This window comes from Streptomyces sp. NPDC031670 (assembly GCF_055580545.1).
Genome location: NZ_JBVILC010000028.1, coordinates 1 through 10,561 on the forward strand (window position 1 = coordinate 1; position 10,561 = coordinate 10,561).

The 10,561-nt window shown below is 69.5% G+C and carries 14 protein-coding genes, 1 pseudogene and 1 CRISPR repeat array; of the genes and pseudogenes, 2 read left to right on the forward strand and 13 right to left on the reverse strand.

All coding sequences use genetic code 11. The features are described from left to right. The 5 genes and pseudogenes from ACZ5ID_RS32965 to ACZ5ID_RS32985 all read right to left on the reverse strand — a co-directional run. A pseudogene (locus ACZ5ID_RS32965) lies at positions 1-314 on the reverse strand (hypothetical protein); the annotation flags it as partial. After that, positions 311-922, reverse strand: a complete 612-nt coding sequence (locus ACZ5ID_RS32970; RefSeq protein WP_468905388.1) for an RNA polymerase sigma factor — start codon at positions 920-922, stop codon at positions 311-313. The gene ACZ5ID_RS32970 and the pseudogene ACZ5ID_RS32965, both read right to left, overlap by 4 nt. Next, positions 916-1,080, reverse strand: coding sequence for a hypothetical protein (locus ACZ5ID_RS32975; RefSeq protein WP_468905390.1), 165 nt, complete (start codon positions 1,078-1,080; stop codon positions 916-918). Before ACZ5ID_RS32975 ends, ACZ5ID_RS32970 begins: the two co-directional genes overlap by 7 nt. A gap of 680 nt (positions 1,081-1,760) precedes the next feature. Then, a complete protein-coding gene (locus ACZ5ID_RS32980; RefSeq protein ID WP_468905392.1) occupies positions 1,761-1,973 on the reverse strand; it encodes a DUF6207 family protein in 213 nt (70 codons plus the stop codon). A gap of 600 nt (positions 1,974-2,573) precedes the next feature. Then, complete coding sequence (locus ACZ5ID_RS32985; protein ID WP_468905393.1) at positions 2,574-3,257, reverse strand: HNH endonuclease family protein; 684 nt, start codon at positions 3,255-3,257, stop codon at positions 2,574-2,576. 367 nt (positions 3,258-3,624) lie between these two features. Beyond that, positions 3,625-4,384: a CRISPR direct-repeat array (repeat unit 29 nt; unit sequence GTGGTCCCCGCGCGGGCGGGGGTGAACCG). Between the two features lie 296 nt (positions 4,385-4,680). Between ACZ5ID_RS32985 and ACZ5ID_RS32990 the strand changes: the two genes are divergently transcribed. Together ACZ5ID_RS32990 and ACZ5ID_RS32995 are read left to right on the forward strand one after the other, a co-directional pair. Next, positions 4,681-5,478: a phosphotransferase family protein gene (locus ACZ5ID_RS32990; RefSeq protein WP_468905394.1), complete on the forward strand. Its 798-nt coding sequence runs from the start codon at positions 4,681-4,683 to the stop codon at positions 5,476-5,478. A 182-nt stretch (positions 5,479-5,660) separates the two neighbouring features. Beyond that, a complete protein-coding gene (locus tag ACZ5ID_RS32995; protein ID WP_468905396.1) occupies positions 5,661-6,140 on the forward strand; it encodes a hypothetical protein in 480 nt (159 codons plus the stop codon). 591 nt (positions 6,141-6,731) lie between these two features. Here ACZ5ID_RS32995 and ACZ5ID_RS33000 read toward each other — a convergent pair. From ACZ5ID_RS33000 to ACZ5ID_RS33035, 8 genes are all read right to left on the reverse strand, one after another. Then, positions 6,732-6,950, reverse strand: a complete 219-nt coding sequence (locus tag ACZ5ID_RS33000) for a hypothetical protein (RefSeq protein WP_468905398.1) — start codon at positions 6,948-6,950, stop codon at positions 6,732-6,734. 347 nt (positions 6,951-7,297) lie between these two features. Then, positions 7,298-7,759: a hypothetical protein gene (locus tag ACZ5ID_RS33005; protein ID WP_468905399.1), complete on the reverse strand. Its 462-nt coding sequence runs from the start codon at positions 7,757-7,759 to the stop codon at positions 7,298-7,300. A gap of 163 nt (positions 7,760-7,922) precedes the next feature. Then, entirely contained in the window at positions 7,923-8,147 is a 225-nt protein-coding gene (locus ACZ5ID_RS33010; RefSeq protein ID WP_468905401.1) for a helix-turn-helix domain-containing protein, read from the reverse strand. Then, complete coding sequence (locus ACZ5ID_RS33015; RefSeq protein WP_468905404.1) at positions 8,144-8,491, reverse strand: WhiB family transcriptional regulator; 348 nt, start codon at positions 8,489-8,491, stop codon at positions 8,144-8,146. Before ACZ5ID_RS33015 ends, ACZ5ID_RS33010 begins: the two co-directional genes overlap by 4 nt. Continuing rightward, complete coding sequence (locus ACZ5ID_RS33020; protein WP_468905406.1) at positions 8,488-8,865, reverse strand: hypothetical protein; 378 nt, start codon at positions 8,863-8,865, stop codon at positions 8,488-8,490. The genes ACZ5ID_RS33015 and ACZ5ID_RS33020 overlap by 4 nt, the downstream gene beginning before the upstream one ends. After that, positions 8,747-9,229 (reverse strand): DUF4326 domain-containing protein, encoded by a 483-nt coding sequence (locus tag ACZ5ID_RS33025; protein WP_468905408.1) that lies wholly within the window; start codon positions 9,227-9,229, stop codon positions 8,747-8,749. Before ACZ5ID_RS33025 ends, ACZ5ID_RS33020 begins: the two co-directional genes overlap by 119 nt. Beyond that, the gene (locus ACZ5ID_RS33030) at positions 9,151-9,645 is read right to left on the reverse strand and encodes a hypothetical protein (protein WP_468905561.1); all 495 of its coding nucleotides are present in this window, start codon (positions 9,643-9,645) and stop codon (positions 9,151-9,153) included. The genes ACZ5ID_RS33025 and ACZ5ID_RS33030 overlap by 79 nt, the downstream gene beginning before the upstream one ends. Before the next feature lie 129 nt (positions 9,646-9,774). Beyond that, positions 9,775-9,951, reverse strand: coding sequence for a hypothetical protein (locus ACZ5ID_RS33035; RefSeq protein WP_468905411.1), 177 nt, complete (start codon positions 9,949-9,951; stop codon positions 9,775-9,777). Between the last annotated feature and the right edge of the window lie 610 nt (positions 9,952-10,561).

Consider the following 10,561-nt stretch of genomic DNA (forward strand, 5'->3'; position numbering starts at 1 on the left):
GCCACTAAAGCCAGACGGAACAAAGCGCCGGGGTGGCCGGCTTCAGCGGCGGGGCCCAGCCATTGCGCGGCGCGCAGCAGTTCCCCCTTCATGAGTGCTTTCGAACCGAGCCGGTAGAGCGAGTTGGCGTGCGCACGCTCCTCGGCGGACAGCCGGTACTTCTCCGTCAGCGGGCCGAAATGCCCATCGGGGCGGTCCCAGAAGTCATACGGTCCGGCGAGCTGGTCCAGTAGGCGGGCGAGTGCGGGCGGGACCTGCGGCTTCGGGCGGCCTGCCCTGCCGTCGTGGCCGTCGTACCTGCTCACATCCGTCACCTGTCTTTCCTTGTGCGCAGCTGCTTGCGGTGCCCATCTCGAATATGCCCGGTGAGCTTGCGCTGTAGGTACGCGATCGCTTTATTGCGAAGATTGTGGATACGGCGTGCCGGTATGCCGAGCGCGGCGGCGATCTCCGCATCACTGAGCCCTTTGCTCTGCAGATCGACCACCTGCCGGCGCTGCCCCAGCGGCATCCGCTCGATCTCCCGCGCCACCAGCTCTATCGCCTCAACATCATCATCGGCAGGCTCCCGGGGCCGCAGGACCGCCTCCAGCCCGTTCAAGTCCCGTAAGAGCCGCTCCCTGGCGGACTGCTGACGCAACAGGTCGACGGCGAGATTGCGGGCCGTCCGGCACAGATACGCCATGACATCCGTATCCGCCGCCAGCTCCCCCGCAGCCGCCTTCCGCCCCACCCTCAGATAGGCCTCCTGCACAATGTCCTGACAGGTGGCCAGCGGCAGCGACCGGTACAGACGCCGCAGCGTGAACGGCTCCACCTCAACAAACCTCGAATACGCGCTCAGCAGCCGCTGCGCCACGTCCTGTTCCTGCACGGGCCCCTCGCCTGTGAATTCCTGGCCTGCGGCGTCATCGCCTACCACGGGCCCCGCTCCCAGCCAGCAGCCCGGCCACTGGCGGCCCGGCCGGTATCGACCTTGACCCCCACCACCACCGCGCCCTCCCCGGCAACGTCCACCCGCACGACCAGCACCCGCGCAGCACGCCGCCCGGCCTGCGCCTTGCCCTGGCCTGTGCTCACCTGCACCCCTCTGGCTTTCCAGCGGACAGCACTCGGCCGGTACCGGCGCACCAGGGCACCCAGCGCGTGCACCGCGCTCACGGCGGCCGGGACACACCCGATCCACTCCAAGGACGGTGACATGAGAATGGCTCTCCATCCGACAGACGGGACACAGCCGATCGCGCGTCCTCACCCCTCAGACGAAACCCACAGCCCGCTTCTCCCTCACCAGCACCCCGATTCACCCAAGCGGGTGAATTCCCTGCCTACCGTTGCACACCCACCCCGGGCAGGACGTCAACGACCCCGCCACGCCCACGTCCTCGCAACCGCCCAGCCCCGGCGGTCACGACCGACGCAACACGCTCCCCCGGGACCGCCAGCGTCGAACAGCGCCGCGGGAGACCATAATCCCAGCGCTGCTGTTCCTCGGCATGGACGAGCCGCTCAGAGGGTCATCCCTTCGCCTGGCCCCGACGACGAACACAGCGACCAAGACCAGCGAACGTCACGGCCCACCCTCGCGGGGCCGGGCTGTTCCATCACGTCAACGCGGGCCTCGGTCTGCGCGAGGCCAGCCTCCGTGCGCTCGCCGGCTTCGCCTGGTCCCTGGACACTTCATGGGCAATCGGCTGGCCGCATTCAGTCCTTCAGGCAGCGATGTGTTCCGGTCCGCGGCTACGGCAAGGCCAGCACTTTCACTCCGCTGTTCCGGGGCGGCGTCGCAGGTCTGCGTACACCCGTACCCGGACACCGCCCTGACCGGGGACGCGCCGTACCGGGGTGACACCGGAGGTCGCCCACTGCTGCTGCAGGACCTCCATCACGATACGGGCGGTGGTCTCGTCGGCGGCGGTGATGTCGAGGACGGCAAGGCCGGGCTGGTCAAGGTGCTGCTCGTCGATGGGCATGCCGTAAGCGACGGCACCACGTTGACGGGTGGTTGTGTGGCAGAGCACGAAGCACCCGCACGAGGTACGGCTAAGCAAGGGGCCTTGACGGGCCTCGCGGGGGCGGCCGGAGGTCCGTGCCTCTCGGCCGCCCGCCGCTATCGAGGTGCGGGGCCGTCGACGTGGTCCGTCGAGGGGTGGGGACAGCATGGCCTTCTGGGACAGCCTGCGCGCCCCGCCGTCGGCGCAGTTCGACACGGGGCCCGCTCGCATCGTCAGCAGCAGCGGCTGTCCGGCCGACGGGGGGCGGCAAACGGGGCCCGCTGCCAAAGGCCGGCACAGGCGGCGGCCTCGTGGCCGCAGAGCCGTGCCAGCGCCGCGAACGACACGTTCCCTAACCTGAGTCAGGACCTGCTGATGCCCCGTCCGGCCGGTCAAGGGGATGCTCCTCAGGCCCAGCCCGGCGCCCTGCCTGGCGTCGCGGCACAGTGACCGCTTCAGGCGCCGACTGTTCACCCCGTGCATCGAGGCGGGCAGGGCTGACGCTGTCATCCGCGGCGAGGGGGCCAGCAGCAGGCGCGTGCCGGCCCCCTCGCCCGTGGACCATTGGAGGGGCTGGGGTCAGCGGGCGGTGGTGACGGTGATGTCGAGGTTGGGGCAGGCGGAGAGCGCGTCGGTGAGGGCGGTGTGTTCGGCGGGGTCGATGTCAAGGCCCCAGCGGGTCTTGTCCGCGATCCAGTCGGTGACGTACTGGCAGCGGTAGCCGGCATACGGGGGGAGCCAGGTGGAGGGGTCCTGGTCGGCCTTGGACCTGTTGGAGGCGGCGGAGACCGCGATCAACGCCCTCTCGTCACCGAGGTCGTTGGCGTAGGCCTGACGCTGCGCCGCGCTCCACGCGGAGGCGCCGGAATCCCAGGCTTCGGCGAGGGGGACCAGGTGGTCGATGTCGAGCTTGCGGGCGTCATCGACGTACAGATCATCGTAGGGGGAGTACCAGGACCCGCCGGTCAGGGCGCACTGGGGACCCTGCACCGGCGCCTCGAGCGCCTCAGCCTTGAGGACTTCCTGGCGGGTGTTGCAGCCGTCACGGTCAGCGTCCACCCAGTGCCTGAACAAGCTGCGCTGGTATCCCGTGCGGTCCTCGGCCCGCACAGGCAGGTTCTGCAGTGCCTCAAGAACCGACACAGTAACGGTCTCGCCCGGAGCAACTGCCCGGGCCGGTCTGGCGTGGGCAGCGGCGGGGGAGAGCAACAGGGCAAGCATGGTGAGGGCGGCGGCGGCAAAACTGATCCGGGCACGGCGCATCCAGGTTCCCCTTTACAGAAAATCACCAACTCGTCGCGATCTTCCTACCGGGAGCACGGGACACAAGTCGACCGGCAGCGAACCTACTTCACCCGCGAGGGGAGGAACCTCATCTCATCACACTGCGCCCAGTAAGGGGCCGAATCGGCGGCGCCCTGGCTGTATGTGGCCGCTTTTACTGCAGCAGGTGCTGCGCCGCGACCCTGGCCTCACCCTCGTCTCAGCTTGGACACAAGGGCAGAGGGAGTGAGTTCTAAAATGGCGAGGTCGAGGATCGTCCAGACAGGGCCGTAAGGAGGTTCTGCTGGTGCCCTCCGGGATGGGTGAAGAAGTTGCAAAGCGTCCTTAACGATGCAGCTCAGAAAGAGTGGTCCCCGCGCGGGCGGGGGTGAACCGGAGCCGTGCTCTGATGATCCGTCTACCGTCCAATGGTCCCCGCGCGGGCGGGGGTGAACCGGTATAGCCACAGAACTCACCATGGAGCAGCCTGTGGTCCCCGCGCGGGCGGGGGTGAACCGTCGAGCGGCTTCGTTACTCAACGCCTCGCGCTGTGGTCCCCGCGCGGGCGGGGGTGAACCGCTCAATGGGCTGGACGCACCCGTCAAGGCAGAGTGGTCCCCGCGCGGGCGGGGGTGAACCGTCGGATCCCGCGGTCAGCTCGGCCACCGTAGGGTGGTCCCCGCGCGGGCGGGGGTGAACCGATCGACCTCGCCGTGGCTTCGATCATCGCCCTGTGGTCCCCGCGCGGGCGGGGGTGAACCGGCGCCCGAGCCCGTCGACGACCGCGGCCTGCGGTGGTCCCCGCGCGGGCGGGGGTGAACCGACGGAAACAACGACGGTAGGGCGTCCGTATGGGTGGTCCCCGCGCGGGCGGGGGTGAACCGATCGTGGCGTCCGCGGTGAGGGTGCTGAAGCAGTGGTCCCCGCGCGGGCGGGGGTGAACCGCTCCGGACCGTCGGCCGCGGTGAGATCCAGGCGTGGTCCCCGCGCGGGCAGGGGTGAACCGATGGGGGTGCACGACTGATGGATTGGTTCACCGTGGTCCCCGCGCGGGCGGGGGTGAACCGGCACGGCAGGCCTGCCGGCGGGTACGGAGCTGTGGTCCCCGCGCGGGCGGGGGTGAACCGCTGGTTGCGTTCGCGGCGACGGTGCGGGCTCTTGGCCGGACTGCTGGGGCTTGATGTTCCCCCTGTTTGTCCTCGGCCCGCGCGGCTGGGGCTGCATGGTGCACGGCGGCGCGGGGGTGGCTCGCGTCGGGTTCTGGACCTGGAGGTGTCCATGCTCAGCAATTGTGATCACGAGTGGGTTCCGTGGAGTGGCCAGCCGCGCTGTCGTAAGTGTGGTGCGACGCGGGGCTGATCGCGTTCGGTGAGGGGTGCGGGGCTGCTTGTGCGGCCCCGTATTTCTGTTGGAGGGTGGCGGTGTGCCTCGTATCGAGTGGGTTGATCTTCCGGTTGATGTTCGTGATGCGGTGTTGGCCGAGACCGGGCCGGTGTGTGAAGTCGTGTCGGTTGAGGGCGGGTTGACATGCTGGCTGGCTGCGGGTCTGACGACACTCGACGAGCGTCGCTGGTTCGTGAAGGGCTGTCCGGAGAGCGACGAGCGAGCCTGGACGTCGCTGTACCGGGAGCGGTTGGTGTTCCCGATGCTGGACGGGGTGAGCCCTGATTTTGGGTGGGTCGTGCGGAAGGCTGCGGGCTGGGAGGTGATGGCCTATGACTGGGTGGACGGCCGTCACGCCGATCTTGGGCCGGGGTCACCGGATCTGCCGCTGGTCGCCGAGGTGCTGCTGAGGGCGCAGGAGATCACGGTGCCGGACTATCTACCGGTCCCGCCGATCAGCATCTTGTTGCGCCCCTGGCTGGAGCCGACCGAGGAGGCGCTGCTTCACGGCGACGTCCTTCTGCATACGGATACGAATCCGCACAATCTGCTGGTCGGTGACGGCCGGGCGTGGATGGTGGACTGGGCCATGGCCGCGAAGGGTCCGGCGTGGGTGGATGTGGCGTACACGGCGGTGCGGCTGATGGAGGCCGGTGCTTCGGCGGATCAGGCGCTGGAGTGGCTGGAGCAGTTCCCGGTCTGGCGGGAGGCTGATCCGGCTGCGGTGGCTGCGTTCGTTGTGGGGACTTGCCGGGCGTGGGAGGCGACTGTCGGGCCGGCGGACTGCCTGCCGAGCAATCGGCGGTTCGAGGAGCTGCTCGCCGCGGTCCGGGCATAGCGGCAGGGAAGGCCCGTCCCTCTCTCGGGTGATGATCTGTCACGAGTAGGCAACAGCGTGCGTAATGTGCCGGTGTCACTGGGATGCTCCGGGTCTCAACTAGGTGAGCCTCTGGGGGCAACATGGCATTTCAGGATCCGGATGGGCAGGCTGCGAGACCGCCGAGGAAGCGGCGCCGCTGGTTGTGGATCACCGGTGGTGTGGTGGCGGTCATCATCGTGATCGGGATCATTGGTGCGATCGCGGGTGGTGGGAAGAAGGACGACAAGTCGAAGCCGTCCCCGGCGGAGACGGCCTCTGCGCCGTCCGGGTCGGTGAGCTCGTCGAAGCCGGCGCCTGCGGTGAAGCCGACCCCTTCGGAGACTCCCAAGCCGAAGCCGGTGGCGAAGGTCGTCCTGTCGGAGTCGGGGTCCGGGATCAAGTCGACGGCGAAGTTCAAGGTCGATGGGGACTGGGACCTGAAGTACAGCTACGACTGTTCGGCGTTCGGCGTGGCCGGGAACTTCGTCGTCCAGGAGGGCGGTGGCGCGCTGGGTGAGATCTACCTGAACGAGTTGGGCAAGTCGGGTGCGGATGTGACGCATCTGCATGAGGGTGGCACCAAGTACCTGAAGATCAACTCCGAGTGCTCCTGGAAGATCACCGTGATCGACGTCCCATAACGCGGGCCGGACACAGCAAAGCGCCCCCGACCCGCGGTCGGGGGCGCTGTTGCGCGCCTGCGCCAACAGGCGCGCGGCTGGAGCCATCAGCCAGGGGCAGCGAGGTACCGGTGCCCGGGTTCACGGTAGCGGCCCGGGGCGGGATCGTGCCGCTCTGCCAGGCTTCTGCAGGCGGGTGCATCAATCGGTGGCCGCGCGTGGGGAGGATGCTGGCTGCGGTCGGCCAGCTCCCTTCAGAGGCGGCGGGCGTGGTGGATGAACAGGGCGACGATCGCGGCGGAGATGGTGATCGCGACCAGGATCGTGATCACGGGGTCGGTCATCGGGGGTTCCTGTCGCTGAAGGTGACTGGTGCTGGTGCTGGGGTCCGGGCTGGTGGGGCGGGGTCGTGGCAGGCGCACAGGCAGTCGGCTGGCCGGCTACTGCAGCTGCCGCACTGGCGGTTGCCGCAGGGGATGCTGCGGTAGGCGGCCTGTGCACGGCGCCGCGCCTCGGCGGGGCTGTCGCCACGCTGCTGGGCGCGTTCCATAGCCGCGAAGGCGAGCCGCTTGCGGACGGCCTCTCGGTCGCGGACCGTCAGGGGCAGGGAGATCACGGCTGCTCCAAGACGTAGCCGGTGCGGCGGGGCTGGCCGTTCTTGGAGAGCGGGGAGGCGTGGAGCTGGTCGACGAGGATCTGCCGGAAGCGCTTGCCGTCGTGGGCTTCGACGACGTGGGCGCGTGCGGTGCCGTGCCGGTAGGCGGTGATCCGGATCCGAGGGCCGCCGCGTGGGTCGCACGAGCGGTAGATCTGGCCGGGTTGAATGGTCACAAGGTCTCCTCGGGGAGTCGCAGGTCGGTGATGCGGTCGGGCCAGTCGCGGTAGACGGGGCGGCGGGTGGCGGGCCAGGCGCCCCTTTCGTCCCGGTGTTCGAGATCCGTCACTCGGCCTCCTCGAGGGTGAAGCTGATGACGATCTCGTCGTCGCGGACACGGAACCGAAGCGCGTCGTCGTGCAGCGGCTCCCCCCGGCAGGCATCCCGTGCTGCTCCCGGTAGGTGATCTCGGCAGCCGTCCACGCCTTGCCGACCTCGGCAGCCGCTGCACCCCACGGTTCGCCGGCTGGGACGATCCACTCCCAGCGGGTCGACGTGACCATGCGGGTCGTGTACTCGGCCATCAGGACGCCTCCCTCGGCCGCTCGGGCGCGCCCGCCATCGGGGTCGGCGGCGGCTTCGGGTTGCCAAGCCCGAGCGCCCTCTCGGGCCCGCACGCGTCGAACAGCACCTGCGTGGCAGCGATCTCCGAGTAGGCAGCGCCCTGGGGCCGCATCTGGCGTATGCGGGCCGCGTACAGCTCCCCGACCCGGTACGTCTCCCCTGCCGCCCGCAGGTCGGTGAGTGCCTGCTCCAGGACGGGCAGCGTCTCGGGGGCGATGTCCTCAGCGTCGGTGCCGCCCCAGGCGAAGACATCACTGACGTTCACGGCGAACTCGGCGTGCCCGTCGACGACGCGGTACAGGAGTTCATCGCGGGCGTCGGCCGCGCAGAAGACGGCGAAAACGCGGTGGATGAACTTCAACTCGTCGTACAGAGCATCGAGGTCATCGCTGGTGATCTGGTCGGCGGTCTTGCGGTTCATCGCTTCCTCCGTGCGTCTCGGGCTTGGCGGCGCCGGGTGGCGCGGTTCGACTTGGGGTCGGGGGCGTCGTCGTCGACGACCCGCTCGACGGTTCGGAGTTCGGTCTCCCAGTGGGTACCGGGCTTGCCGGCCTTCTCGCCGCGGGGCGCGGATGACGGGCCGGTCATTCGAGGCTGCCGGGGAGCCGTTGCCGCCAGGCGATGTCGACGGCGTGGGGGATGGAACGGGCGCCGAGGACGGCGCACACCCGCCGGACTTGTTGGCGGGCGGCGGTCAGGTCGATGCCGTGCTGGCGGGCGAACGCTTTGCTGGTGCCGCCCGCGGCGTGATGGGCGAGCACCTGGAGCTGGTGTTCGGTCAGCAGCGGCCGGGACGTAGGCGGGGTCATGGCCGCCTCCGGAGCTGGTTGCGTTCCTGGGTGGTGAGCCCGCCCCAGATGCCCCACTTCTCGCCGCGGTTCAGGGCGGCAGCAAGGCAGTCGGTGCGGACCCGGCAGCCGCCGCAGATCCGCTTGGCGGTCTCGACGCTGCCGCGGTGCCGCTCGGGGAACCAGTCATCGGGCTCGCTGGTGAGGCAGGCGCCGCGGCGCTGCCACGCCAGGCTGTCGGGCGGCGGGACGGCCGGCGGGCGGTGGTAGCCGGTGCGGTGGCGGGCCGGCGACTGCTGCACGACGATCAGCCGCAGCAGGGCCTCGACACCGCCTGGACCCGCGGTCCGTGCGCGGGTGGTCACCGGATGCCCGCTGCGGCCGGGTCGACCTCGGGGTGCGTGAACCGCACCGGCTTGCCAATCGACCGCGCGTAGGCGATCTCGGCGGTGGTCGACGTGCCGACGTAGTCGCCGACGACGAGGACCTCATCGGCGACGCGGATCTTCGCCCGGTGCAACTCGTCGAGATCGACCTTGACGGCTGCCGCGTCGGCGTAGCCCTGGCCGGGGCGCTTCATGTCGACGTCAGGGCGGACGACGATCCGTCCGGCGAGCGTCTCAGACCAGGCGCTCTGCGCCATCTCCTCCCAGAAGCGTGTACTGCCGCACAGGCAGACGACGGTGGGAATGTTCAAGCGCTTCTTGCCGTCGGCGAGCTTCTCTTCCGGGGTCAGCATCTGCGGGTACGACATGATCAGTTCTCCTCCGGGGTGGTGGGCTGGTTGGCTTTCCACAGCAAGACCGCCGCATGGCAGTGGTCGGCTGGCCAGGCTCGGGCAGGGGGCAGGTGCAGGCCAGGTCGCGGCCGGCGAGGTCACCCCGGCGCAGGGCTGTCAGCACCCGGCCGCGGTCGAACTCCCGCCTGTGGACGCGGTACGCGGGGGCACCAACCCCGTTCAGCCACGCCTCGTACAGGGCGGTAGCCTTCGCGCGGGCCAGTTCCGGGGTTTCGAACGACCAGGTCACGTTGCCGTCTGGGTGTTCCACGGACCGCTGACCGACGATGCGGTAGGGATTTCCGTAGCGGCTGCTGCGGTCCACGATGGTCGCGTCACCGCGCCGCCACCCGGCGGACCGCTTGCGCTGGATACGGGCAGGCAACACGCCACCCCCCTTCGCCGGATGTCCTGGGCTTGTGCGCGGAGTTCGTCAGCGGCCCATTCGACGCCGTCGGAGAAGTCCGCGCTGCGGTCCGGATTGACGGCTTCGATCTTGTTGGCGGCAGCCTCAAGGCTTTCGGCGTGGCTGACAGGTGTGATCGGCTTCCACCCGTACAGCTCCGGGTAGGCAACGCCGATAGCGGCGGTGGCGAGGGCTTCGATGATCCGCTCGCGGTCGTGGCCGTTTTCGAAACGCAAGCCTTGTCGCGTGGCTTCTTCCTGGACTGCAAGGCACATGCGCTGCCGGAAGTCCTCGGGATGCAGGTCGCTGCCGGGCGCGTGTCGGCGGGAGCGCACGAACTCGCTTCCATCGCTACCGAGCCGATCTGGACCTCGGGGCCGGCTACCTCGAACCGGAGTACGCCGTGTCCTGGACGTGCGTCCGGGAGGGCTGCGAGGGGCATGCCGGGCTCTGCTGACCGGGGATCACTCGCTGCGGGGTCGGCGCTGGGTGCCGGCGGGGCAGATCCACGCCCTGCCGAGGATCCGCACCAGCTGGACGTCCGTGTGCTCGGGGCAGTACAGCTCAACTGGCGGCGATGCCGGCTGGTGCTTGAGCAGGTAGGGCTGGCACGCCTTGCGGCCGTCGTCATCCCTCTTCATCGTCTGGGCCCTCGTCCGGCTCGGACTCGGGCGGTGTGATGATCTCCTCGTTGAACACGTCGTAGCCGTTGACCTCGTCGCGCGGCATGGCGGCCTCCCTTCACGTCCACTGCCGCCAGCTGGGAGCCCGACACAAGGACGACTGGCCAGTACAAGGACACGGTGGCGCCGTGGGCGCGAGGGTGGACCTGGCCCGGGTGACAGGAGTCGGATCCCGCCCAGCGCCCGGCCAGAGCCCGCGGGCCTTACCGGTGCCGCCGCCAGTGATCTGGTCCGCCAATAGGCGGGGGTAAGCCGGAACAGACGAGCCCGATGTCGACAGGCGTGACCAGATCCCCGCATGGGTGGGGGGTGAACTGGATCTGAGCGGCCCCGCCGGAACTGGTCACCGCGCGGGCGGGGGCGGACCGGTTTGAGCGCCGGCCAGCCCATGGCGCTGGCTTTGACTTCCTGCGCAGGCAGGGGAGAACCGCCAGCTTCCGATCGTTCAGCGTTCGCAGCGGGGGGGGGGGGGAAAGAGCCCACCACGGTTCCCCCACCCCCCCCGCGCGGGCGTCGCTGGCCCCTCTACGTGGTCAGGGGGGGTGTTGGACCGAAAAAAAGAGGACAC